The following is a 25,244-nucleotide window of genomic DNA, read 5'->3' as shown; positions in this document are numbered from 1 at the left end:
GTGTGAAAGTCTACTGAGCCGCGTCCGAGAGCTCGCTGGCATCCCGCGCCTGCGCGGCGATGGCCCGATCGAGCTCATCGAGACGCTCGGAGACCAATCGGTGCAGCGGCGCAGGCGAGGGGTTCTCGGCGAGCCAGGTCCGTGCCATCTCGGCGAGCTCGGGTGAGACGAACGAACCGGGGAACAGCCGCTTCACGATGAGCGAGGCCATCGTGAAGCCGCGGCTGCGCCAGACGGACTGCAGCGAGGCGAAGTACTCGGGGGCGGTCGGAGCGAGCAGCTCGGGTTGGGTCGTGCGCTGCCAGCCGTCGGCGATCGCGCGGGCGAGGTCGTTCGACAACGCCTCGTCGGTCGCGACGCGTCGCCACGCGGCATCCTTCACCGCCTGATCGGGGCGTGCGGCCAGCGCGGTCTCGGCGAGCAGGCGGCCCTTGGCGGTGTCGTCGAGGGCGAGGGCATCGGCGATCTCCTCATCGCTCGCCGCCCCGAGCGACGCCCGGGCGATCACGAGCTCCCAGCGAAGGTCGAGGTCGACCTCGAGGCCGGCGAGCCGGATCGAGCCGTCGAGCAGGCTGCCGAGCACATCGGCGTGCGCCGCGGTCGCGGCGAGGCGGGTGAAGCCCTTCACGAACTGCAACTGGGTGTCGGACCCGGCTTCGGCGAGCTCGGCGAGCGCCCAGACGGCGTCGCCCGCCTCGGCGGCGACCCGCTCGCGGTGCTCCTCGGCGAGGTAGCGCCCGATCGCGAGTTCGAGCCGCGAGAGCGCGAGGCCGCGCGCGGCGGATTGCGTCTCGTGGCCGATGCTGCCGATCACGAGGCGCACGAAGTCGATGGTCGGCATCTCCGCGTCGCGCAGCGTGTCCCACGCGGAACCGAGCACGACGGCGCGGGCGACCGGGTCGCCGAGCGCCGGGAGGTGCCGGATCGCCGCCTCGAGCGACTCCGGGTCGAGACGAACCTTCGCGTAGCTGAGGTCGTCGTCGTTCACGAGCAGCAGATCGGGGCGCACCCGCCCCACGAGCCCCGGCACCTCGGTCACGGCGCCGTCGATGTCGAGCTCGACGCGGTGCGTGCGCTCGAGACCGTCGTCGCCGAGGTCGTAGCAGCCGAGCGCCAGCCGATGCGGGCGGAGCGTCGGATGCGCCGGTGCCGCGCTCTGCAGGATGCGTGCGGCGGTGATCGTGCCCGAGGCATCCGTCTCGATCTCGGCACGCAGGGTGTTGACCCCCGCGGTCTCGAGCCAGAGCGCAGACCAGCGCGTGAGGTCGCGGCCGCTGGCCGCCTCGAGCTCGTCGAGCAGGTCGCGGAGGGTCGCGTTGCCGCCGGCGTGCGCGGTGAGATAGGCGCCGACGCCCCGCTGGAACGCGTCGAGGCCGACCCACGCGACGAGCTGCTTCAGCACCGACGCGCCCTTGTCGTAGGTGATCGCGTCGAAGTTGACCTCGACGTCGCCGAGGTTCGCGATCTCGGCGACGATCGGGTGGGTCGACGGCAGCTGGTCCTGCTCCGCCGCGTGCGTCTTCTCGTCGCTCGCGAACGTCGCCCAGACGCCGGTGAACTCGGTCACCGCCGCGGTCGCGAGGGTCGACGCCCAGGTGGCGAAGGACTCGTTCAGCCACAGGTCGTTCCACCACCGCATCGTGACCGAATTGCCGAACCACATGTGCGAGAGCTCGTGCAGCACGACGATCGCACGCTGCTCGCGCCGCGCGTCGGAGACGCGCGAGCGGAACAGGTAGGACTCGTTGAACGTGACGGCGCCGACGTTCTCCATGGCGCCCCAGTTGTACTCGGGCACGAAGATCTGGTCGTACTTGCCGTAGGGGTACGGCACGCCGAACGCCGTCTCGTAGAAGGCGAGCCCGGCCTGCACGAGCCCGAACATCACCTCGGGCTCGGCGTACCGCGCGAGCGAAGCACGGGTCAGCACACCGAGCGGGATGTCGCGGCCGTCGATGCTGCGCGCGGAGCCGTGCCACGCCGCGTACGGTCCGGCGACGATCGCGACGATGTAGCTCGAGATGACGGGGCCGGGCTCGAACGACCACGTCGCGACCCCGCCGGCATGAGCCGTCGCAGAAGGCGCAGCGGATGCCGCCGGTGCAGCCGCAGGCGCGGGTTCCGGCGTCGGCGCGTTGCTCAGCACCGTCCACGCCGCCGGCGCGGTGATGGCGAAGGTGAACGACGCCTTGAGATCGGGCTGGTCGAAGACGGCGAAGACCCGGTTCGCCTCGGCGACCGCGAACTCCGTGTAGAGGTAGGTCGCGTCGTCGACGGGGTCCACGAAGCGATGCAGCCCCTCGCCGGTGTTCGTGTACGTGTTCGTCGATACGACGCGCAGCTCGTTCTCGTCGGCGAGGTCGTCGAGGCGGATGCGGGTGCCGTCGCTGACGGCCGCCGGGTCGAGGCGTCGTCCGTTCAGCGTGATCTCGTGCACCTCGGCCGTGCACGCCTCGATGAACGTCGAAGCGCCGGGAACGCCGCGAAACCGGGCCGTCGTCTCGGAGCGGAACGTCTCGGCGTCACCGGTGAGATCGAGCGCGATTCCGTAGACGGGCGCGCTCACCGTGGCGGCACGCTCCTCGGCTTCGATTCGCGTGAGGTCGGCAGCGGGCATCAGTGGCCTTCCGGGTCGGGGTTCGCTCGGCCAGCCTATCGATGCACGGCGCCGGTGCCGGAGGCCGGGGAGGCGAGCAGGCCGTGCTCGTACGCGAAGATCACGAGCTGCACGCGGTCGCGCGCGCCGAGTTTCTGGAGCACCCTGCCGACATGGGTCTTCACCGTCGACTCCGAGAGCACGAAGCGCGCCGCGATCTCGGGATTGCTCTGCCCTTCGGCGATGGCGACGAGGATCTCGCGCTCCCGCGGGGTGAGCGAGGCCAGCTCGGCCGACTCGCGCGGCGCCCCATGGCGGGGCGTCTCGCTCGCGAAGAGCTCGATCATGCGCCGCGTCACCCGCGGGGCGAGCGCGGCGTCACCGGCGTGCACCGTGCGGATCGCGCCGACGAGTTCGGCGGGTCGCGCGTCTTTCAGCAGGAACCCGCTCGCACCCGCCCGGATCGCGGCGAATGCGTAGTCGTCGAGGTCGAAGGTCGTCAAGACGATGACCCGGGTCGGGCGGCTTCCGCCCGCGATCGTCTCGGTCGCCGCGATGCCGTCGACGCCCGGCATGCGCACGTCCATCAGCATGACGTCGATCTCGAGCGCGGCGACGAGTTCGACGGCGCTGCGACCGTCGGATGCCTCGCCGACGACGTCGAGATCGGACTCGGCTTCGAGCACCATGCGCAATCCGGCGCGCACGAGCGACTGATCGTCGGCGATCGCGACCCTGATCGGTCGGGCGGTGGTGGTCATGCGACATCCTCGGAGTTCGGGCTCGCCTCGTCGGCTCGCAGTTCGGCGTGCAATCTCCAGCCTCGCACGGTGCCCGGCCCAGCTTCGAGCACGCCGCCGTACAGGGCGACGCGCTCTCGCATGCCGACGAGTCCGTTACCGCCGCCGACGACGCCCGAGGTCGACGCCGCGGCGGCATCGTCGATCACGTCGACCTGCACGATGCCGTCGGCGTGGCTGACGGCGACATCGACCAGGCGCGCCGTCGCAGCGTAGCGAAGGGCGTTGGTCAGGCCCTCCTGCACGATGCGATAGACCGTGAGCTGCAGGTTGGGGTCTCCGATCGGCGCGCCCGCCGTGGTGAGCTGCACCGGAAGCCCGGCGGCACGGAACCGCTCGACGAGCTCGGGAAGGGCCGCCGTGCCCGGTTGCGGCGCGAGCGACTCGGTCGACGTGCCGGGTTCGGCGAGCACACCGAGCATGCGGCGCATGTCGACGAGCGCCGCACGACCGGTCTCGGCGACGTGTCGCATCGCCTCGGCGGCCCGTTCGGGGTTCCGGTCGATCGTCGCCGCCGAGCCGTCGGCGAGCGTCACCATGACCGTGAGGCTGTGCGAGACGATGTCGTGCATCTCGCGTGCGATGCGCGATCGCTCGAGGGCCGTTGCGAGCTGCGCCTGCTGGTCCCGTTCCCGCGCCAGGTCGTGCGCCCGCTCGATGAGGGCCTTCAGGTACCGCCGGCGATTGCCGACGGTGACGCCGATGAGGGTCGCGATCAGCATGATCACCGCGAACTGCGAGGCGGAGCTCGGCGCGTCCGCGCCGAACGGGGCCACGGTGCCGCCGGCGTGAGCCCAGACGGCGAGGTACGAGGAGGCCGCGGCGACGGCGACCGAACCGGCGAACGCGATCCAGGCGGCGCGCGCGGAGCCGTAGACGGCGAGCGCGTAGAGGGCGAGCAGCATCGGCAGCACGTCGGTCGACCCGAACGGGTAGACCACGAGGCAGACGAGCCACGCCACGAAGACGAGCAGCCAGGGCCGTCGGCGCCGGAACAGCAGGATCGCGGCAGCTGCCACCACGACGGCGAGGAGCTGCGCGACGGCGATCCACGCCGGTGGCGGGTTCGAGGCGAACATCGTCGCGATGGTCCCGAGGAGCGTCGGGACGAAGTACAGGGCGGTGATCAGCGAGTCGGTGAACCACGGGTGCCGCGCCCAGAACTGGCGCACGACGCCGGGCGGCTTCGGGAGACGGAGTTCTCCCCCGACTACCGAAGCCGGGTAGTCGGGGGAGAGGGGTGCTTCCGTCATGGACTGGACTCTACGCGTCCCGTCGCTTCAGGAGCACCGCGGCGCCGGCGATGGATGCCCCCACCCAGCCGAGCACGATGAGGAGGTTCAGCCAGACGCCGAACCCGTCGGCGGTCGCTTCCGCCGTCGTCGAAGTGAACATGTTCATGCCCGCGCTCGAGAGCAGGTACGGGATGAGGTCGTGCGCCCACTCGGCCGGGATCATCTGGAGCACCGTCGGCACGAGCAGGATGAGGCCCAGCACCGCCGCGATGCCGCCGGCGCTGCTGCGCAGCATCGTGCCGATGCCGAGCGCGAACACGGCGATCAGGGCGAGGTAGAGCGCCCCGCCGAGGAGTGGCAGGAACGCGGCCGGCTCTCCGAGGCTCGCCGAGACGCCGATGCCGGCGAGGACGATCGACGAGACGAGATACCCGCCGAGCAACGCGACGAGTCCCACGACGAAGGTCGACGCGAACAGCACCGCTGCCTTGGCAGCGAGCGCCGGGAGCCGCTTCGGTACCGCGGTGAGCGTCGACCGGATCATGCCGGTCGTGTACTCGCCGCTGATCACGAGCACCCCGAGCACCCCGGCGACGAGCTGGCCGAAGTAGACGCCGAAGACCGAGGACTGCACGAGGAGTCCGACCTGCTGCTCGGCCGGCGCGCCGGACGCGGCAGCGCCGCCGTTCATCCCGTCGCTCGTGCTGAGCGACATGATGAGGGCCATGCCGAGCGAGATCGCGATGACGATGGCGTACGACCACGTCGTCGAGCGGAGGCTGCGGAGCTTGATCCACTCGGAGCGGAGCACGCCGCCGAACGTCAGCGAGGTGGAGCGGGCGCGCTGCGAGGGGTGCGACAGGGGCGGGGTGATCGTGGTCATCGGACGGCCTCCGTGCGGTATTCGACGGCGTCGGCGGTCAGGGCCATGTAGGCCTCCTCGAGCGACGCGCTGAGCGGGGTGAGTTCATGGACCGCGAATCCATGCTGGGCGGCGAGGTCGCCGATTCCGGATGCCGCAACGCCCGTGACCTCGAGCAGGCCCGCCTCGGAGCGCACCACGGCGACCTCGGGTGCGGCGAGCAGGTCGGCCAGTTGCGAGGCGTGCGGCGAGCGCACGAGCACGCGGGGGCGCGTGCCGCCGGCGATGATGTCGGCGACGGGGGCGTCGGCGATGATCTCGCCGCGACCGAGCACGATGAGGTGGTCGGCGGTGAGCGCCATCTCGCTCATGAGGTGCGACGACAGGAAGATCGTGCGGCCCTCCGCGGCGAGGTGGCGCACGAACTGGCGCACCCACAGCACGCCTTCGGGGTCGAGACCGTTGACGGGCTCGTCGAGGATCAGGGTGGCCGGATCGCCGAGCATGGCCGCGGCGATGCCGAGTCGCTGGCCCATGCCCAGCGAGAATCCGCCGACGCGCTTGCGGGCGACCGAGTCGAGACCGGTGAGTTCGATGACCTCGCGCACCCGGCCGGCGCCGATGCCGTGCGTGGCGGCCATCGCGAGCAGGTGGTTGTAGGCACTGCGCCCGGTGTGCACGGCCTTGGCATCGAGGAGCGCGCCGACTTCGTGCAGCGGCGCACGGTGCTCGGCATACGGCTTGCCGTTCACGGTGACGTGCCCGCCGCTCGGTCGATCGAGTCCGACGATCATGCGCATCGTGGTCGACTTGCCGGCACCGTTCGGCCCGAGGAATCCGGTGACCTGTCCGGGCCGGACGGTGAAGCTGATGTCGTTGACGGCGGTCTTCGCGCCGTAGCGCTTGACGAGCCCTTCTGCCGTGATCATGCTTCAACGCTAGGGATCGCGGCGGCCCGGGGCATCCGCCTTGCGAATGGTTCAGGGCGGGTCGCCATGGTACCGAGGTACCAGGCGACCCGCCCTGATTCGCGTGGACTACCGCGCGTCGCGCGCCTGTGCGGCGAGCGCACGGTCGATGCCGGCGAGGCGTTCGACGACGAGGCGGCGCAGCGCCGGCACGTCGGGGTGCGACTCGAGCCAGGCGCGGCTCGCATCGGCGAGCGCCTGACTCGCCAGCGGGGACGGGTAGAGCCCGTCGACGAGCTTCTCGGCGATCGCGTAGCTGCGCGCCTCCCAGATGTCTTCGAGCATCGCGAAGTAGCGCTCGACGAAGGCCTCGAGGAGAGCCGGGTCGGTGCTGCGCAGGAAGCCCTCTGCCGTTTCTCGCACGACCGTGTTGGTCGCGGTGTCGACGTCGATGAGCGACGCCCACGCACGTTCCTTGCCCTCGGGCGTCTGGATCGCCGCCCGGGCGTGCGCGGCCGACTGCTGCCCCGTCGCGGTGTTGTCGGAGGCGAGACGCGCGTCGATCTCGGCGTCGCCGGCGCGGCCGGCGGCGACGAGGGCGATGAGCAGCTCCCAGCCGAGATCGGTGTCGATCTCGAGTCCCTCGAGCGCCAGGGAACCGTCGGCGAGCGCGGCGAGTTCGTCGACGTGTGAACCCGCCTCGGCGATGGCGGCGAAGTTCATGACGAACTGGAACTGCGCGTCACTGCCAGCCGCGGCCTCTTGCGCAAGGCGCCAGAAGCCGTCGGCGAGGAGGCGACGCGCCTCGGTGCGGCGCTCGGGCGCGGTGTAGGCGCTCGCCGCCAGCACGGCGTTCGCGAGCACGATGCGCAGCGTCGTCGACTCGGTCTCGCTCGCGATGTTGCCGAGCACGAGGTCGAGGTAGGCGCTCGCGCTCGTCTCGGCGTCGCGCGTCGCGTCCCAGATCGAGCTCCACACGAGTGCGCGGGCCAGCGGGTCCTCGATCTCGGAGAGGTTCGCGAGCGCGACCTGCTCCGAGGCGTCGTCGAGGCGGATCTTCGCGTAGGCGAGGTCGTCGTCGTTCAGCAGCACGAGGTCGGGGCGTGCGAGGCCGACGAGCTCGGCGACCTCCGTTCGCTCGCCGTCGACGTCGAGCTCGACCCGGTGATCGCGCACGAGCTTTCCGCCGGTGAGGTTGTAGAAGCCGATCGCAAGGCGGTGCGGGCGGATCGTCGGGTAGTCGGCGGGCGCCGACTGCAGCACCGTGAACGCGGCGATCGTGCCCGAGTCATCCGTCTCGATCTCGGGGCGCAGCGTGTTGACGCCGGCCGTCTCGAGCCAGAGCCCCGACCAGTCCGACAGGTCGCGGCCGCTCGCGGTCTCGAGCTCGGCGAGCAGGTCGGCGAGGGTGGTGTTGCCCCACTGGTGCTTCTTGAAGTACGCCGAGACGCCGGCGAAGAAGGCCTCGACGCCGACCCACGCGACGAGCTGCTTCAGCACCGAACCGCCCTTGGCGTAGGTGATGCCGTCGAAGTTCACCTGCACGTCTTCGAGGTCGTTGATCGTCGCGACGACCGGGTGCGTCGACGGCAGCTGGTCTTGACGGTAGGCCCAGCTCTTCTCCATGGAGTTGAACGTCGTCCACGCCTCGTGCCACTCGGTGGCCTCGGCGGTGGCGATCGTCGACGCCCACTCGGCGAACGACTCGTTCAGCCACAGGTCGTTCCACCACTTCATGGTCACGAGGTCGCCGAACCACATGTGGGCGAGCTCGTGCAGGATCGTCACGACCCGGCGCTCGCGCACCGCGTCGGTCACCTTCGAGCGGAACACGTAGAACTCGGTGAAGGTCACCGCGCCGGCGTTCTCCATGGCGCCCGCGTTGTACTCGGGCACGAACATCTGGTCGTACTTCTCGAACGGGTACGGCACGTCGAACTTCGCCTCGAAGTACTCGAAGCCCTGCTTCGTCTTCTCGAAGATGTAGTCGGCGTCGAGGAACTGCGCGAGGCTCTTGCGGCTGAACACCCCGAGCGGAATGGTGCGGCCGTCGGCGCTCGTGAGCTCGTCGCGCACCACATGGTACGGGCCGGCGACGAGCGCGGTGATGTAGCTCGAGATGCGCGCGGTGGGCGAGAACGCCCACGTCTTCGCCCCGTCGTGGGCGTCGACCGGTGCGGGAGTGGGGGAGTTCGACACGACCTCCCAGTGCGCGGGCGCGGTCAGCGTGAAACGGAACGACGCCTTCAGGTCGGGCTGCTCGAACACGGCGAACATGCGGCGCGAGTCGGGCACCTCGAACTGGGTGTAGAGGTAGACCTCGTCGTCGACCGGGTCGACGAAGCGGTGCAGGCCCTCGCCGGTGTTCATGTAGCGGCCGTCGGCGACGACGACGAGCTCGTTCTCCGCCGCGAGGTTCGGCAGCTGGATGCGCACGCCGTCGCTCACCTCGGCGGGGTCGAGCTCGACGCCGTTGAGCGTGACCGAGTGCACGGCCGCCGTGATCGCGTCGATGAACGTCGAGGCGCCCTCGGTCGCGGAGAACCGCACGGTCGTCTGGCTGCGGAACACCTCCGGGCCGGTGGTGACATCGAGCACGACGTCGTAGTCGTGCACCGAGACGAGCGCTGCGCGCTCCTCGGCTTCGATTCGGGTGAGGTTCTCTCCGGGCACGTGCGCTCCTTCGGCAGTCATCGACGCGGCTCGTGGCCGCAGGCAATGTGCACCAGCCTAGCCCGCGAGGCCGTTCCGCAGCAGTGTCCGGCGCTTCCGTCGGGCCTGCCTCGACTAGCGTGGCGACATGCGCACCAGTGTCGATTCCCACGCCCCGACGGCCGAGCGCTACCGGGTGTTCGCCGAGGTCGAAGCGCGCGGCATGTCGGCGACGTATGAGGGCTTGGCGCTCGGCGTCGCGGATGACCCGGCGACGATCCGGCTCATCGATGAACTGCCGCCCGCCAAGCGACAGCCGAATCTCGTGTTCGGCGCCGCACGCCTGCGCGGCGCGCCGGTCGGCGGGTACGGGATGTTCCGCGACTGGCTGCACGAGAACTGGCGAGAGGTGCGCGCCACCGCCGAGTCCCATGCCACCCAGACCAATGAGGCGGCCCGCTGCGCGTTGCACGTGCCCGCGCTCGCCGGGATCCCCGGCCCCCTCGCACTGCTCGAGGTCGGTACCGCGGCCGGGCTCTGCCTCTACCCCGACCGGTACGGCTACCGGTATCAGGGGCATCCGCAGCTCGACCCTGCCGGCCGCCGGAGCTCCGTCGTCCTCGACTGCGCCACCGCCGGCTCCGTGCCGGTACCGGACCGTCTGCCCGAGGTCGTCTGGCGTGCCGGCATCGACCTCAACCCGCTCGATGTGCGCGATCCCGACGATCTCGCCTGGCTCGACGCGCTCATCTGGCCCGAGCACGAGGATCGGCGCGAACGGCTGCGTGCAGCGGCGGCGATCGTGGCATCCGACCCGCCACGCATCGTCGCGGGCGACCTGAACGAACGACTCGCCGCGCTCGCCGCGGAAGCGCCGCGCGAGGCGACGCTCGTGGTGTTCCACACCGCGGTGATCATGTACCTCGACGAGGCCGCCCGGGCCCGTTTCGTCGACACGCTGCAGCACCTCCCCGGGCACTGGCTCTCGGCCGAGGCGCGCACGATCGTTCCGGGCATCCGCGTGCGCGACGACGTGCCGAACGACTCTTCCGATCTCGTGCTCGCCCTCGACGGCGAGCAGCTCGCATGGGCGCAGCCGCACGGCCGCGCGCTCCGCTGGGTCGACACTCCCTAGAATTGGCGCATGCGCATCCACATCGCGACCGACCACGCCGGCCTCGAGTTCAGCCGCACGCTCGTCGATCACCTGACCAACGGCGGTCACGAGGTCATCGACCACGGCCCGGTCGAATACGACGCCCTCGACGACTACCCGGCCTTCTGCATCAACGCGGCGCTCGGCGTGGCACGTGATCAGGCCGCCGGCGTTCGCGCGCTCGGCGTGGTGTTCGGCGGCTCGGGCAACGGCGAGCAGATCGCGGCCAACAAGGTGCGCGGCATCCGCGCGGCCCTCGTCTGGAGCATGGACACCGCGATCCTCGCTCGTGAGCACAACGACGCCAACGTCATCTCGATCGGTGCGCGTCAGCACACCGTCGAAGAGGCGATCCGCTACATCGACGCCTTCATCGCCGAGCCCTTCTCGGGTGACGAGCGGCACGTGCGCCGCATCGCGCAGCTCGCCGAGTACGAGACGACGGGCGACATCGCCGGCAAGGGCGTCGACCGGCTCGAGGAGTAGGCGCGCCGATGCCAGAGGGCCACTCCGTCCATCGCATCACCCGGCAGTTCGAACGCAACTTCGTCGGGCAACTCGTGCACGCCTCGAGTCCGCAGGGCCGGTTCGCGGCCGGCGCGGCCGAGATCGACGGGCGGCGCATGATCGATGCCCGTGCCGTCGGCAAGCAGATGTTCCTCGGGTTCGAGGGCGACGTGTGGCTGCGGGTGCACCTCGGCATGTACGGCGCATGGGACTTCGCCGGCGACATCCTGATGGATGCCACGATCGCCTCGGCGAACGGGCGCATGGGTCAGACGAACCAGGCGGGCACCTTCCTCGAGAGGCCGAACCCCGATGCGGTGGTCTTCGACACGGCAGGCGAGAACTCCCTGCAGTCGATCGGCGCACCTCGCAAGACCCGTTTGCGCATGTCCGAGTCCGAGAAGGAGGGCAACGGCCTCGACACCTTCCCGCCCGAGCCCATCGGCCAGGTGCGGGTGCGCCTGCTCACCGACACGATCTGCGCCGACCTGCGCGGCCCCACCGCGTGCGAGGTGCTCGACCCCGCACAGGTCGAAGCCGTCGTCGGCAAGCTCGGGCCCGACCCGCTGCTCGATGACGGACCGGAGGCCGAGGAGCGCTTCACCACGACCGTGCTGAAGAAGTCCACGCCGATCGGCCTGCTGCTCATGGATCAGAACGTCGTCGCCGGCATCGGCAACGTCTACCGGGCCGAACTGCTCTTCCGGGCGAAGCAGAATCCGCACACCCCCGGCAAACTCGTGCCCGAGGAGCACGTGCGGCACCTCTGGCGCGACTGGGCGAAGCTCCTGCGCATCGGCGTCGAGACCGGCCAGATGATGACGATGGACGACCTCGACCCCGAGGCCTACCGCGCCGCGATGGCGAACCGCGCCGACCGCCACTGGGTCTACAAGCGCGAGGGCCTGCCGTGCCGGGTCTGCGGCACGAACATCGTGCTCGAAGAGATGGGTGCCCGCAAGCTCTACTGGTGCCCCTACTGCCAGGCCTGAGCGCACCATGCAGACCACGGCAGACACAGCAGGCAGGTCGGATGCCGCCCCGCCGCTGCTCCTCGTCGGCGCCCGGCTTCCCGGCACAGACCGGCTCGTCGACCTCCATCTCGACCGGGGCCGCATCGCGGCGGTGACGCCTGCGGGCGAGGCCCGGCACCGCGGCATCCGTCGCCTGGCTCTCGACGGGCGCTTCGTCGTGCCGGGCCTCCACGACCGGCACGTGCACTTCTCCCAGTGGGCGATGGTCTCGCGCCGCGTCGATCTCACCGGCGCGGAGTCGGCGGCCGCCGTCGCGCAGCTCGTCGGGGCATCCGTCGCCCGTGGCGACCGCGAGGTGATCGGGTTCGGCTACCGTGACGGGCTCTGGTCGGCCGCCCCCACCCGCGCGGTGCTCGACGCCGTGTCGGGCGACGTGCCGGTCGTCCTCGTCGCCGCCGACCTGCACGCCTGCTGGCTGAACTCGGCAGCGCTCCGGCGACACGGTGTCGGTGAACTCGGCGGTGCGAGCGGCGTGCTCCGCGAAGACGACTGCTTCCGGCTCGTGCGCGAGATCGCCAACGTCGCCGACGACGTGCTCGACGGCTGGGTCGCCGACGCCGCCCGGCGAGCGGCGATGCGCGGCGTGGTCGGCATCACCGACTACGAGATGCGGTGGAACCGCGACGACTGGGTGCGCCGGGTCACCTCCGGTGCCGACGCGCTGCGGGTCTCGTTCGGCGTGTACACCCAGCACCTCGAGCGCGCGATCGCCATGGGGCTCCGCACCGGCGACGAGGTGGCAGAGACCGGTGGCCTCGTCACCGTCGGCGGGTACAAGGTCATCACCGACGGCTCCCTCAACACGCGCACCGCCTGGTGCTTCGACCCGTATGCCGGGCTCGGCGCCGACGAACACCCCTATGGGCTCGCGACCGTGGCCTACGACGAGCTCGTACCGCTCATGCGGCGCGCGCACGAGGCGGGCATCACGCCGGCCGTGCACGCGATCGGCGACCAGGCCAACGCCCGGGTGCTCGACGCCTTCGAAGAGGTCGGATGCACCGGCTCGATCGAGCACGCGCAACTGCTCCGCCGCCGCGACATCGACCGGTTCGCGCGGCTCGGCATCGTCGCGAGCGTGCAACCCGAACACGCGATGGACGACCGCGACGTCGCCGACCGGTACTGGGCCGGTCGCACCGACCGGGCGTTCATGCTCGCCGAGCTCGCGGCGGCGGGAGTCGAACTCGCCCTCGGCTCCGATGCGCCCGTCGCGCCGCTCGACCCGTGGGTCGCGATCGCGGCGGCGGTCGGCCGCTCGCGAGACGGCCGCGCCCCGTGGCATCCCGAGCAGTCGATCGAGGCACGCGCCGCGCTCGCCGCATCGACGGGTGGTCGCGGCAGCTCGGTCGGCGCCGGCGGAGTGGCAGATCTCGCGGTCGTCGAACTCGACCCGCTCACGGTATCCGCCGAGGAGCTCCGCCGGATGCCGGTGGCCGCCACGTTGCTCGGCGGTCGGCTCACCCACTCGCAGATCGAGTAGGGGTCACGGCGGGGTCGCGGCGGCCGTGCCCTGCGCCGCCGCGGAGTCGGGGGATAACCCCCGCGCCCATCCGGGCGCACACCGGCTGGGGTCTCCTCGCCTGGGCCGGAACGCTGGAGTCATGCTTCAGACACGACTCCGACGCCCCCGTGCGGCACTCGGCACCGCCGCGCTCGCCGCCGTCGCCGCGGGCGGGCTCGTCGCGATCGCCTTCGCGGGCTGCGGCATCGCGGGCCCCGGGCCGATCTCGACCGTCGGCGAGGTCGACTTCGAAACGCCGCTCGCGATCCCGCCGCTCGCCGAGTCGACCGTCGACGCCGATGGCACGCGGGTGTTCGCGCTCGATGCGCGGGCCGGCACGACGCAGTTCGCTCCGGGCGTCGTCAGCGACACGTGGGGCTTCAACGGCAGCCTTCTCGGGCCGACGCTCGCTGCCGAGCGCGGCGAGCGCGTGCGCGTCGACATCACGAACTCGCTCGACGAGCCGACGACCGTGCACTGGCACGGCATGCACCTGCCGGCGGAGATGGACGGCGGGCCGCACCAGATGGTCGCGCCGGATGCCTCGTGGTCGCCCGAGTGGGACATCGACCAGCAGGCCGCGACCCTCTGGTACCACCCGCACCCGCACGGCGAGACCGAACAGCACGTCGCGAACGGGCTCGCGGGCATGTTCATCCTGCACGACGAGCACGAACGCTCGCTCGGGCTCCCGTCGGAGTACGGCGTCGACGACGTTCCCGTGATCGTGCAGGACTCCGGCTTCTCCGCAGCAGGCGAGCGGGAGGACCCCCAGCGCGGGTATGCCGGCGGACTCGGCGACGAGTTGATCGTCAATGGCACGCGCGCCCCCTACCTCGAGGTCTCCGACGAACTCGTGCGACTGCGCCTCCTCAACGCCTCGACGGCGCGCACCTTCGCCTTCACCTGGAGCGATGCCCGCCCCGTCGAACTCATCGCGAGCGACGGCGGGCTGCTCGAGGCATCCGTGGCGCTCGATCACGTGCGCCTCTCGCCCGGCGAACGCGCCGAGGTGCTGCTGCGGGTCGCGCCCGGCGAGCGCGTCGTGCTGCAGTCGAAGACGACCCCCGAGGTCGCCGGCCTCGTCGGGCCGGTCGCAGACACGAACGGCGGCAGCGACGCCTTCGACGTGCTCGAGGTGCGCGCGGCCGGCACGCTCGACCCGGCGCCTGCCGTGCCGACCCGGCTCAACGTGATCGACGACTTCGACTTGGAGCAGGTCGCAATGACCCGCCGGTTCGAGCTCGGCGACAGCTTCGAGATCAACGGCGCGTCGATGGACCTGGGCCGCATCGACGAGACGGTGACCGTCGACACGCTCGAACGCTGGATCGTCGAGAACTCGACCTCGCTGCCGCACAGCTTCCACGTGCACGACGTGCAATTCCGCATCGCATCGATCGACGGCGCCGCGCCTCCGCCGGAACTCGCGGGCTGGAAGGACACGATCTTCACCGAACCCGAGACCGAGTACGAACTGCTGATGCGCTTCGAGGACTACGCCGATGCCGACACGCCGTACATGTACCACTGCCACCTGCTGTGGCACGAAGACCAGGGGATGATGGGCCAGTTCGCCGTCGTCGAGCCCGGTCAGCATGCCACGATGATTGAGGGAACCCACCATGAGCACTGAAACCGTCATCCAGACCGCCGCGTCCGAGGCCACCGCCGCGGATGCCGCGCCGAAGCGCCGCGGCTACTGGTCGCTGTGGGCCGGGGTGCCCCGCGAGTTCGCCTTCCTCATCCTGACGATGCCGATCGCGATCACCTCGCTCGTGCTGCTGTCGACGATCTTCTTCACCGGGCTCGGCCTCATCGTCGTCGTCTTCGGCGTCTTCATCCTCGTCGCGTCGCTCTTCATCGCGCGCGGCTTCGGCACGCTCGAACTCGTGCGGCTGCGCTGGGCGGGGCGCGACGAGATCCGCCGGCCGGCGTGGGATCACGCCGATCGCAACCAGGGCTTCTGGCGCACGATGTTCGCCCCGTTCATCGACGGTCACTACTGGCTCTACCTCCTGCACGGCATGGTGATCAACCCGATCGTCAGCATCGTCACGTGGACCGTCACCGTCGTGTGGACCTCCATCGCACTCGGCGGCGTCACCGGCTGGATCTGGCAGCGCTACATCCCCGGCGAAGGTCAGGACTTCTGGCTCTACGACGTCGTGATCGACTGGCTGGTCCCCGGCAACACGCTGAACGTCGACCCGCGGGTGGGTGAATCGGTTTTCGAGTTCGTCATCGGCCTGATCTTCCTCGCCACCCTGCCGTTCGTCTTCCGCGGCTTGACGCTGCTGCACGACGTCATCGCCCGCGGCACGCTCGGCGCGTGGCGATCCGAGGCCCTCGAACGCGAGGTCGCCCAGCTCGCGGCTTCGCGGGGTGCCGCGGTGCAGGCAGAGGATGCCTCGCTCCGCCGGCTCGAACGCGACATCCACGACGGCCCGCAGCAGCGTCTCGTGCGGTTGCAGATGGATCTCGCCGCGATCGAGCGCAAGCTCGACCACGATCCCGAGGCGGCGCGCGAACTGCTCGGCGAGGCCCGCGATCAGGCCCGCGAGACCCTCGACGAGCTGCGAGCCCTCTCGCGCGGCTTCGCCCCGCCGATCCTGCAGGACCGCGGTCTCGCCGTCGCCCTGCAGTCGCTCGCGGCGCGCAGCCCCATTCCGGTCATGGTCGAGGTGGCTCTGCCGACGGATGCCGCGCTGCCGGCGCCCATCGAGCGCAACGCCTACTTCGTGGCCGCCGAATTGCTCACGAACGCGGTGAAGCACGCCGATGCCAGCGGCATCCGCCTCGCGGTCTCGACGCGTGACACCGGCCCGACCGGGCACTGGCTCGACCTCTGGGTGACCGACAACGGCCACGGCGGCGCGGCGCTCAGCGCGGGCCACGGGCTCGCCGGGCTCGAGGATCGGGTGCGGGGGCTTCGCGGCATGCTCGTCGTCGACAGCCCCGTCGGCGGTCCCACGACGATCGGCGCGCACATCCCGTTCGTGCCGCTCGCCTAGCAGCCCGCCGCTACTGTGGGGGCATGACCGATCGCGCGCCCCTCCGCATCGTGCTCGCCGAAGACTCGGTGCTGCTCCGTGAGGGCCTCGTCAGGCTCTTCGATGAGGCGGGCTTCGAGACGGTCGCCGCATACGGCGAAGCCGATTCGCTGCTCGCCGCGCTCGACGAGACCAAGCCCGACCTTGCGATCCTCGACGTTCGCATGCCGCCGTCGTTCCGCGACGAAGGGGTGCGCGCGGCGATCGAACTCCGGCGGCGCATGCCGAAGGTCGGGGTGCTGCTCCTCAGCCAGTACGTCGAGGGCACGTACGCCCACGAACTGCTCTCCTCGGGTGAGGGCGGCATGGGCTACCTGCTGAAAGACCGGGTGGCCTCGCTCGACGAGCTCGAGGACGCGGTGGAGCGGGTGAGCCAGGGCGGCACCGTGCTCGACCCGCAGGTGGTGCGAGAGCTGCTCGCACGTCGCAGCGACCCTCTCGAGACCCTCACGCCCCGCGAGCGCGAGGTGATGACGCTCATGGCCGAGGGGCGCACGAACGCGGGCATCGCGAAGCAGCTCTTCATCGGCGTCGGCGCGGTGGAGAAGAACGTCACCTCGATCTTCCAGAAGCTCGGTCTCGAAGACTCGGGCACCGATCACCGGCGGGTGCTCGCGGTGCTCACCTGGCTGCAGCGGTAGCGCCGCCCGGGCGCGCTCACGACGCGCTCAAGCGGCGCGCTCAAGCGGCGCGCTCAAGCGGCGCGCTCACGCGGCGCCTCACGCGGCGCGCACAAGCGGCGCGCTCACGAGGCGCGCCGGAGGGGCACGTGCGCCCGCATCACCTGCACGTAACTCCGGTATCCCCAGAACATCCAGTACAGGAACACCGCGACCGCGACGATCGCGCCTGCGGCGATCGACCAGCCGACCGAGACCGTGATGGCGTAGACCAGCGCCCCGACGAGCAGGCCGCTGAGCGCCGTGTTCACGACCAGCATGACCATCATCGAGCTCCCGAACATCTGCGTGCGATCACGCGTGGCGAACGGGTAATAGGTCTTGTCGACGCCCGGTCCGTCGTCGGTCGTGCCCATCATGAAGTACCGTTCGAGGCCCGGGTCGAGGTCGAGGTAGGCGCCGCGCAGCCGGTTCATCGCGAGCACGTAGGCCAGGTCTTCGGTGGCGGTGTTGAACACCCGGATCTGCGTGATCGCCCCGAGCAGCGCGAGCAGCAGGAGCACCCCGAGCGCAGCGATTCCGAACCAGCCTCGGAACTCGGTGGCGTTGCCGAGCACGCCGAGGGTCACGAGCCCCGCTGAGACGAGCGTGAGGAAGATCGCGATGCGGGTGAGCACCTCGCTCTGCGTCGTGCTGCGCGAGGCGAGCAGGCTCCAGTGCTCGGTGGCCAGCATCTGCGCGCGCAACGACTTCTGCGCATCGGTCAGGGGAGGGCCGGATGCCGCGCCCGGCACGGCGCCCGCGGCATCCGCCGAAGACGAAACGGGCCCGGGTGCATCGGCCGTCATACCGGCATTCTGCACCCGGGCCCGTCAGCCCGCCATCGTCGTTACTTCACGGCGACGTGCGAGAAGAGGAACCAGCGGTCCTTGTCGAGGCCCCGGCGGATCTCGATCACGACGTCTTGGCTCACCGGGTCGAGCTCGTCGAGGCCCTCGATCGCCTCGGCGACCTTCTCGGCAGCGATGTCGATCTGCGCGACGACGTCGGCGATCGCCTCGTCGTAGGGCTGGAACCCGAGCTTCGGGTTCACGGCACCGCTCTTGTCGGCGACGGACTTGAGCCGGCCGTCGACGGGCAGGCCCAGAGCCACGACGCGCTCGGCGGCGAGGTCGGCCCAGTCCTGTGCGTGCGCCACGACCTCGTCGAGCAGCTCGTGCACCGCGATGAAGTTCACGCCGCGCACGTGCCAGTGCGCCTGCTTGCCGTTGACGGCGAGGGCGACGAGTTCGTGCACCACGGGGGTGAGGAACTGGGCGACGCCCGATGCGACGTCGGCGTTCGCGCCGGCCTTCGGGGCCTTGGGAGCGATCTTGGTGTCGGTCATGTAGTCCACCTTCCCTTGAACGTATGTCGTACTCAACGCTACGCGGGTGCCCGCATATTTCAAGAAAGGGAAGGCTCGGCTCATCGGGGGTTGACAACGCGCGTGACGGATGCCGCGGCTCTTGGAGCTCGGATCAAGCGGAAGCACCGCGTGCGAGGCCATCGACGAACCTCCGCCGACGCGACGGTTGTCTCTACGGAGGGGATGACGGGAATCGAACCCGCGTAATCAGTTTGGAAGATGCCCGGCCCCTTTCGGCACCCGGAATCCCGCAGAACCGCGCAGATTCCTGCGTTCCTTCATCGTGTCCCGTGAGGTAGAATTGGGGCACGTGAGGCCCCTAAGGGCACGCGCAGGGCACGCCGAGAGGGCACGCGTCGAGTGTGCGATTGCAGGCTCCTGGCTGTTGCATGATGAGGCTCCTGCGCCGCCTGGGGTGAACGCTCGTCGGTGGCGCCCGATAGCCTCCGGGTGTGGAACAGGCGGAGTGGGCGAACGCGATAGCGACGTGGTGGGGCGTCGGCGCTGCGGCGCTCTTCGGTGCGGGTGGTCTCGTCGTCGGAATCGTGGGGCTCGTCCAGGCGGGCAGGGCACGCGACGAGGCGAGGGCGGCGAACGATCTTGCGGCGGAGGCGAACCGGATATCGGAGGACGCTAACCGGATCGCGAAGGGCCAGGTCGAGCGAGCCGCCGAACTCCACCAGATCGACTGGGAGTGTTGGTGGGAACGCCCCGGCGTCTACCGGGTCAAGAACCTCGGGCCTGACTTCGCGGGGGACGTTCGAGCGAAGGTGACTGTGGGCGAAGAGACGGTCGTCGGCACAGCCGCGCGGCTGGAGGAGGGCGAGTCCGTCCTGTTGGAGTTCCCCGGAGCGCTTGCGACGTGGGAGCGTGAAGAGGGGGAGCGGGTCGCGGACCGGGCGCGGATGCGCGCTGAAGGTCCGGGAATCCATATCGCGTTCCTGGGCACAATGCATGGACAGGATCACTCCATCAGAGACCTCATCACGTGGCGCACCCCGAAGGGCAACCCGCAGAAGTACGAGGAGTCGAGCACCCTCTGCCCTCTTGCCTGATCCGCGCGTGCGCGGCGCTGGTCGCCGAGTTCCTGTGAGGCGGGCGTGAGAGCACCCGGGATGCTGTGAACCGCGGAATCTGGCGCTGACAGCGTGGAGGGGCGGACCAGCCGGGTAGGCCAGTCCGCCCCTCGGCGGTTGGGGTGTTGCGTCAGCCGTCCACCGTGGCCCGCTCCAGCGACTCGATGAGCCGCGGAATGTTCCCCGACTTGGGAGCGGGCGCGGCCTCCGCGTCACCGTCGATCAGCAGACCGAACGCGGCCTGATCAGTCTGTTGGAGCAGCGCGAGGCCCTCGAAGTCGAGTTCACCGGTCGAGGCCAGTCCGGTAAGGATGGCACGCCACGCGAGGATGGGCCGGGTGGCATCCTCGGCGGCAGCGACACGCTTAGCGGCGTCGTCGACCTGAACGAGCCGATCCCAGATCATCCCCTGAAGGGCGGCGACATCGAGCCGGGGTCACGGCTTTCGAGGACTTCGGGCAGAGTCTCCAGCCCGTCGAGGATCGCGGCCAGCCGGTCACGGTCGGCGGCTATGCTGTCATCCGACTGGAGACGCCGGGCACCCAACTCTCGTCGCCGGGCGGGTGACGGTCTATCTAATGCCGAAGCCCTCCCCGGTGAATGGCGCGCGGCGGCCTCCCTCACCTGCTGGAATGTGGTGAGTGGCCCATCGAGCACTCACGGTGAAGCCGTCCTCCAGGACCGGGTACATGAGCACCGACTGAGGCGAAAAGCCTTTCGCTCCGGGTGCGGGTAGGCGTGGAGAGCGGGTCGCGTCGAGCATCGGGGGATGGTCTGGGTGCATGAAGATGTGGCGATCCGCGGCGGCGTAGATCGCATCGACAAGAGCGAGCCCCACTCCGTCCATCATCAGTCGGTGGTCGCGGCGCTTCGCTGGGTCATCCTCGACCATCTGCTGGTCGGGCATGAAGATGAATCGGTGGGGGTCGAGCGGGAACACGATGTCCCATGTGAGGGCCGCTCCGACCTGATCCTCGTCGTCATGGGCGTTGAGGATCACGACGGGGCAATCGGAGGTCGGGAGACACGCACTACTGAACCCGAGTCCCCACGGGCGCACATACAGCGCTTGTGCAATGCCTTCGAGGGTGGACGCGATGTAGCGCGCGTGTGTCGTCGCTAAGTCAGGAGGAGTGAGTGCGCCGGGAACTGTGAACGACTCGCTCGCACCCCAGACTTGAAGACGCTTGCGTTGCCGCGTGGTCCGGGCGATCTGCGCTGCCAGGTACCACGCGAGCGTGCCTCTCATCCGAGGCGGCAGCGGCCAGACCTCCGAGAGTGCGTAGCGGGGATCATCGAGGAGCAAGCGCCACACTCCGGCGACATCGCTTTCCAGACCGGTGAAGAACGTCTCCAAGTCGCGGCTTTCCTCGCCGTCGAAGTCCTGGAAGGTGTAGAAGTCGCCTTCCGCGCCGACCTTCCGGATGTTCGCCGGGAAAACCTTGTCGGGGGAAGCGACGTTCGCGGCCCTGGTGAACCACTCCTTCGGAGGCGTGCCCGGTCCGGGAATCGCGAACCGCCGCAGATGGACTCTAGGGACGTGGTGGTCGTTCGGCATCGAAGCCCCTTCATCGGCGTCCGTTACGGCTCCATTCAAGCCGCCACTGTCGACAGTAAGGGCACGGGAAGGGCACGAACGGACCTCGAAGCGGCCCTGAGGGTCGAGGTGGCGGGGGAGTGATTCCCGCTCTGACCCGGGATATAGATGTGGAGGGGATGACGGGAATCGAACCCGCGTAATCAGTTTGGAAGACTGAGGCTCTACCATTGAGCTACATCCCCGCGTGCCCTCTCGGGCACTGCATCATCGTAGTACACGATGATGGTCGATTCGTGACGCTCGCCCGTGTTGCCGCCGGCTACCGCAGGTCGGAGATCGAGCGGATGGTGCCCCGTGCGAGCCGCAGTTGGCGTTCGTACGTCGCGGCGAGCACGACGAGCAGCACCCCGGCGATGCCGAGCCACAGCCACCACCAGACGGCCTCGTAGAGCGCCGTGATCCAGGGCCAGAGCTGCACGATCGCATGCACGAGCAGCACCCCGCCGCCGAGGAGCAGGGGCGCCTGCAACCGGCGAACCGCGCCGATGACGAGCGCGACCGCGGCGACGATGCCGAGCGTCACGATGCGCCAGAGCTCGGGATCGGTGAAGTCGGCGACCAGCGGCGGAATCAGCAGCACGGCGAGGCCGGCCCCGAGCGCCGGCCAGCTGCCGAGCGCGGGGGATCGGCGCATGCGGAACCAGCCGTTGCCGATGAGGGCGATGCCGGCCGGCACGGTGACGAGGTCGAACGGGTCGACCTGGGCCGACGACAGGGCGATCACGCCGCCGAACTCGAGCACCCCGAGCGTCATCCAGCTGAACACCGCTCCGCCGACCGGGCGCGTCGCGGTCGCGGCCGACGCGATGTGCGCGAGCGCGAGCAGCGGGAACAGCACCGCAGCGCGCACAGCGGAGTCGTCGCCGGTGAAGATCGCGAGCAGCGTTGGCACGACCGCCAGGGTGACGGATGCGGCGAGCAGCACGTCTGCCAACCACACCGGCCGAGACGCGGTGCGGGCCCACATCACGGCGATCACGGCGCCCGACGCGAGCGCGAGGAGAGGCCAGAACTCGGGGATGAGCGCACTGTCGGCGCTGCCGCTCGCGACGGCGGAGCCGCGCACGAGCGCGGCGCCCGTGATCGAGACCCACCCGGTGACCACTCCGAGCAGTCGCACCGGCACTCCGCGGGCGGCGTCGGGCAGGAAGATCGACGCGATCGCGACGACGACGCCGATCGAAGCGAGCAGCAGCGTCCGAAGTTCCGACTCTCCGGCCGAGCCGATGCTCGGCAGCACGGCGACCGCCGCCGCGGTGCCGAAGAGCGCGGTGCGGCCGCCGGCGGGGGCGCCGCCGCTCGTGCGCCGCCAGGTGATGAGCCCGCCGGTCGATGCCAGCACGGCAGCGAGCGGAAGCGTGTACGCCTCCACATCGTCGACTCCGTCCCCTGCGAGCCAGGCCCACACCGTCGCAATGCCGAGTCCGAGGCTCAGCCAGCCGAGGTGCCGGCTCGTCTGCTCGCCGCCGATCGGATCGCCGTCGAGTGCCGCCAGCACGATCGGCACCGGCGTGAGCAGGAGGAGCACGAGCCACGAGTCCGCCGTGCCGAAGACGCCGGTGGGGGCTGAGATGAGTGCGGTCACGCCGACGAGAGCTACAGCGGCGCCCCAGGCCGGTCTGGCGGGTCCCGGGCGCGCCGTCACCACGTGTGCGAGTGCCGCAGCGAGCAGGGCGGCACCGGCGAGACCGATGCCGACGAACTCGGGGCCGAACCCCAGGTCGACGACGGTCGCCGAGGCGAAGGCGATCGCGAGCGGTGTCGCGGCGGCGAACGCCGTGCGCAGCAGTTCTGGCCCGCCGAAGCGCACCCACAGCACACCCGCGACGACGAAGATGACCGCGGGGATCCAGCGGAATGCGGCATCCGCTTCGAACGCGAGGGCCCAGAGCGAGATGGCGGATGCCGCGAACAGCGGGATGACGACCGCGAGGCGGTCACGCGTACTGCCCGAACGCACGAGCGCGGCGCCCGCGAGCACGACGGCGGAGACGGTCGCGAGCCACATCCACGTTGTCGCCCACGGGCCGACCAGAGGCGAGCCGCCCGACTCGAGCCACAGGGGGATGGAGAAGACCGCGAAGCAGACCAACGTCGACGCGATCGCAAGGTGCGCCGCGCCGATCCCGGGGCGGGCGGTCGGCTGCCAGACCCGGGGCGACAGCACCCGCCCGGCCACGGCGAGTCCGATCACGAGCACCGAGACCCACGGCCAGACCTCGGTGTTCGAGTAGCCCACGAGCCAGGCGAGTGCTGCGCTGCCGACGCCGAACACGACAAGCGTCGTGAGCACGCCGGGAAGCGCGAGGCGCCGCAGGCTGACACCGAAGGCGAGCGCGCCGCCACCGAGCACGAGCAGTGCGACGGCGGAGAGGGCGACGTTCGGGGCGACGGCGGCAGCAACGAGTCCGCTGGCGAAGGTGGCACCGACGGGAATGGCCGCCAGGGTGCGGGTGCGACGCAGGAGCATCGAAACGCCGAGGGCGCCGACGGCGATCACGAACGGCACGAGCACGGCCGTGAGCTCGTGGTCGGGAACGGTGGCCTCGGGCCGCGAGCCGAGTTCGGCGTTCCACGGCGGCACGCTCGCGATGAGCCGGAAGCCGATCGCACCGAGACCGAGAAGTGCACCCGGAACCGCCGAGGCGGCCGCGACGGCCGCCGCGGCCACGCACGCCCACAGCGCATCTCGCGCGGCCCCGCCGGTGAGCCGGGTGCCGGCCGCGAACACGCAGGCGACGAGCCCGCCGGCCGCCGGCGCGAGCCAGAGCGAGAGCCCGGTGTCGAGCTCATCGAAGATCGACACTGTCGGCGCGAGGGCGAGGCTCAGTCCGAGTGCCGGGGCGGCGATGCGCCCCCAGACGGTTGCGAGACGGTGCCGCCGTCGCCGCACCACGATGAGCGCGATCACCCACGAGGCCGCCACCGCGAGGTACGCCCACAGCCGGCCCAGGGGAGTGTCGACCAGCGCCCAGCCCGCCGGGATCATCGCGAGTGCGCCCGCGGCGAAGCCGGCGGCCATCACGATCACCCGCTCGATCGAGCGAGGCAGGAGTGCCCCGACCGATCCGAGCAGCGCGACGGCGAGGAATCCGAGCCACCACGCCGTGCCGAGCTGCTCCTCGGGGGCCGCCTCGCCGGCCAGCAGGAACACGCCGATCGGGGCGAGGACGGCCGCGGCGAATCCGGCGACGCGGATGCCGCTCGCGGCGCGAACGCCGATGAGCGCGGCCGCGACGATGAGGAGCGCCCCGCCGGTGTATCCGGCCGCGCTGAGCGCGTCGGTGCCGAATAGTCCATTCGCGCGGACGATCCACACGTCGAGCAGCAACAGCACGATGGAGACGGATGCCACGCCCTCGGCGGTGCCCGGCAGTCGCCGTGCCCGCAGCAGCCAGGCCACGCCGAGCACCAGCACGCTCGCGACGGCGATGATGACCGAGCGCACCTCGAGGCTCGCCACGAGGTAGGCGACGAAGAGGAAGACGATCGCGGTGATCGAGATGAGCACGACGCCGAGCGTCAGCAGCAGGACCTGCACGCCGGAACGCCCGGACTGAACGGCGGCGGGGGATGACGCCGGCAACGCCGGGGGAGCAGCCACGGCAGCCGAGACAGCCGGTGCGGCGGCGAGCGGCGGGATCGCGGGCTCTGCCGCGACATCCATCACCCGTGCCTCTGCCGTGCCGCGAGGCCGTGCCGCCTGGGCCGAGCGCATGGCGGAGATGAGCGACTGCCTGCTCGCCTCGTCATCGTGCACCCGCCGTCCCGCGGTGAGCAGCTCGCCCGCGGCGGGAACCGCCAGATCGAGCCCGCAGCTGCCGCACACGGCGGAACCCAAGGGGCTGAAGCACGCGGGGCAGAGCGTCGTGTCGATGAGCTGCGCCGGGGACGTCGGCCAGCGCCGGAGGTCGGGTCGATCGACGTGAGGGTGGTCGGGCATGGGGCACACTCTGCCATGGCGGGCGCGGCCGTCGTCGATTCATCCACAGCCGGCTGTCGACCGCCCGAGCAGGCGAGTGCACAACGAGGCCGGCGCACTGTGCAGTAGACTTTCGTGGGTCCATCCGTCTGAGGCATGTTTTCGCATGCCCGCCGGGTGAATCGACGAGTTGAGTCGCGACTCGGGGCGTAGCTCAGCTTGGTAGAGCGCCCGCTTTGGGAGCGGGAGGTCGCAGGTTCGAATCCTGTCGCCCCGACGAGTTGCACGACTCGACACGAACTTCCACACAA

19 protein-coding genes and 2 tRNA genes are annotated in these 25,244 nt (G+C 70.4%); 9 read left to right on the top strand and 12 right to left on the bottom strand.

The annotated features are described in order from the left end of the window. Positions 1–10: 10 nt before the first annotated feature. The 6 genes from pepN (DCE93_RS08575) to pepN (DCE93_RS08550) all read right to left on the bottom strand — a co-directional run bounded on the left by pepN (DCE93_RS08575) (position 11) and on the right by pepN (DCE93_RS08550) (position 9,074). Positions 11–2,617, bottom strand: a complete 2,607-nt coding sequence (pepN, locus tag DCE93_RS08575; RefSeq protein WP_108595520.1) for an aminopeptidase N — start codon at positions 2,615–2,617, stop codon at positions 11–13. 35 nt (positions 2,618–2,652) lie between these two features. Further along, positions 2,653–3,357, bottom strand: coding sequence for a response regulator (locus DCE93_RS08570; protein ID WP_108595519.1), 705 nt, complete (start codon positions 3,355–3,357; stop codon positions 2,653–2,655). Then, complete coding sequence (locus DCE93_RS08565; RefSeq protein WP_244284129.1) at positions 3,354–4,649, bottom strand: sensor histidine kinase; 1,296 nt, start codon at positions 4,647–4,649, stop codon at positions 3,354–3,356. Before DCE93_RS08565 ends, DCE93_RS08570 begins: the two co-directional genes overlap by 4 nt. Before the next feature lie 10 nt (positions 4,650–4,659). Further along, complete coding sequence (locus tag DCE93_RS08560; protein WP_108595518.1) at positions 4,660–5,514, bottom strand: ABC transporter permease; 855 nt, start codon at positions 5,512–5,514, stop codon at positions 4,660–4,662. Beyond that, positions 5,511–6,422 carry an ABC transporter ATP-binding protein gene (locus tag DCE93_RS08555; protein WP_108595517.1) on the bottom strand — a complete coding sequence of 304 codons (912 nt, stop codon included), beginning with the start codon at positions 6,420–6,422 and terminating at the stop codon, positions 5,511–5,513. The genes DCE93_RS08560 and DCE93_RS08555 overlap by 4 nt, the downstream gene beginning before the upstream one ends. A gap of 108 nt (positions 6,423–6,530) precedes the next feature. Further along, positions 6,531–9,074 (bottom strand): aminopeptidase N, encoded by a 2,544-nt coding sequence (gene pepN, locus DCE93_RS08550; protein WP_108595516.1) that lies wholly within the window; start codon positions 9,072–9,074, stop codon positions 6,531–6,533. Between the two features lie 127 nt (positions 9,075–9,201). Between pepN (DCE93_RS08550) and DCE93_RS08545 the strand changes: the two genes are divergently transcribed. The 7 genes from DCE93_RS08545 (at position 9,202) to DCE93_RS08515 (ending at position 16,948) form a co-directional block, all read left to right on the top strand. Further along, complete coding sequence (locus tag DCE93_RS08545; protein WP_108595515.1) at positions 9,202–10,188, top strand: DUF2332 domain-containing protein; 987 nt, start codon at positions 9,202–9,204, stop codon at positions 10,186–10,188. A 9-nt stretch (positions 10,189–10,197) separates the two neighbouring features. Further along, a complete protein-coding gene (locus tag DCE93_RS08540) occupies positions 10,198–10,695 on the top strand; it encodes a ribose-5-phosphate isomerase (RefSeq protein WP_108595514.1) in 498 nt (165 codons plus the stop codon). An 8-nt stretch (positions 10,696–10,703) separates the two neighbouring features. Beyond that, positions 10,704–11,708, top strand: a complete 1,005-nt coding sequence (locus DCE93_RS08535) for an Fpg/Nei family DNA glycosylase (protein WP_108595513.1) — start codon at positions 10,704–10,706, stop codon at positions 11,706–11,708. A 7-nt stretch (positions 11,709–11,715) separates the two neighbouring features. Next, positions 11,716–13,233 (top strand): amidohydrolase, encoded by a 1,518-nt coding sequence (locus tag DCE93_RS08530; RefSeq protein WP_108595512.1) that lies wholly within the window; start codon positions 11,716–11,718, stop codon positions 13,231–13,233. A 121-nt stretch (positions 13,234–13,354) separates the two neighbouring features. Next, the gene (locus tag DCE93_RS08525; RefSeq protein ID WP_108595511.1) at positions 13,355–14,890 is read left to right on the top strand and encodes a multicopper oxidase family protein; all 1,536 of its coding nucleotides are present in this window, start codon (positions 13,355–13,357) and stop codon (positions 14,888–14,890) included. Next, positions 14,880–16,268: a sensor histidine kinase gene (locus DCE93_RS08520; protein ID WP_108595510.1), complete on the top strand. Its 1,389-nt coding sequence runs from the start codon at positions 14,880–14,882 to the stop codon at positions 16,266–16,268. Before DCE93_RS08525 ends, DCE93_RS08520 begins: the two co-directional genes overlap by 11 nt. A gap of 23 nt (positions 16,269–16,291) precedes the next feature. Then, on the top strand, positions 16,292–16,948 hold the full coding sequence (locus DCE93_RS08515; RefSeq protein WP_108595509.1) for a response regulator transcription factor: 657 nt from the start codon (positions 16,292–16,294) through the stop codon (positions 16,946–16,948). Between the two features lie 104 nt (positions 16,949–17,052). On the opposite strand, the gene DCE93_RS08510 is transcribed toward DCE93_RS08515, so the two are convergent. Beyond that, positions 17,053–17,775, bottom strand: coding sequence for a hypothetical protein (locus DCE93_RS08510; RefSeq protein ID WP_244284128.1), 723 nt, complete (start codon positions 17,773–17,775; stop codon positions 17,053–17,055). Between the two features lie 41 nt (positions 17,776–17,816). Continuing rightward, entirely contained in the window at positions 17,817–18,314 is a 498-nt protein-coding gene (locus tag DCE93_RS08505) for a Dps family protein (RefSeq protein ID WP_108596666.1), read from the bottom strand. A 473-nt stretch (positions 18,315–18,787) separates the two neighbouring features. Here DCE93_RS08505 and DCE93_RS08500 point away from each other — a divergent pair, with 473 nt between their 5' ends. Further along, entirely contained in the window at positions 18,788–19,390 is a 603-nt protein-coding gene (locus tag DCE93_RS08500) for a hypothetical protein (RefSeq protein WP_108595508.1), read from the top strand. Between the two features lie 151 nt (positions 19,391–19,541). Here the strand turns inward: DCE93_RS08500 and DCE93_RS08495 are convergent, their stop codons facing one another. The 4 genes from DCE93_RS08495 to DCE93_RS08480 all read right to left on the bottom strand — a co-directional run bounded on the left by DCE93_RS08495 (position 19,542) and on the right by DCE93_RS08480 (position 24,954). Then, positions 19,542–19,817 (bottom strand): hypothetical protein, encoded by a 276-nt coding sequence (locus DCE93_RS08495; protein WP_108595507.1) that lies wholly within the window; start codon positions 19,815–19,817, stop codon positions 19,542–19,544. A 165-nt stretch (positions 19,818–19,982) separates the two neighbouring features. Further along, a complete protein-coding gene (locus tag DCE93_RS08490; protein WP_108595506.1) occupies positions 19,983–20,969 on the bottom strand; it encodes a DUF4238 domain-containing protein in 987 nt (328 codons plus the stop codon). Between the two features lie 150 nt (positions 20,970–21,119). Further along, positions 21,120–21,193: transfer RNA gene (locus DCE93_RS08485), tRNA-Gly, on the bottom strand. Between the two features lie 77 nt (positions 21,194–21,270). Then, positions 21,271–24,954, bottom strand: coding sequence for an SCO7613 C-terminal domain-containing membrane protein (locus DCE93_RS08480; protein ID WP_108595505.1), 3,684 nt, complete (start codon positions 24,952–24,954; stop codon positions 21,271–21,273). A gap of 182 nt (positions 24,955–25,136) precedes the next feature. On the opposite strand from DCE93_RS08480, the gene DCE93_RS08475 reads away from it, so the two are divergent. Beyond that, positions 25,137–25,210: transfer RNA gene (locus DCE93_RS08475), tRNA-Pro, on the top strand. The last annotated feature ends 34 nt before the right edge of the window (positions 25,211–25,244 follow it).

The organism is Agromyces badenianii (assembly GCF_003070885.1).
Lineage (GTDB): Bacteria > Actinomycetota > Actinomycetes > Actinomycetales > Microbacteriaceae > Agromyces > Agromyces badenianii.
This window is presented reverse-complemented; position numbering and strand designations above follow the sequence as displayed.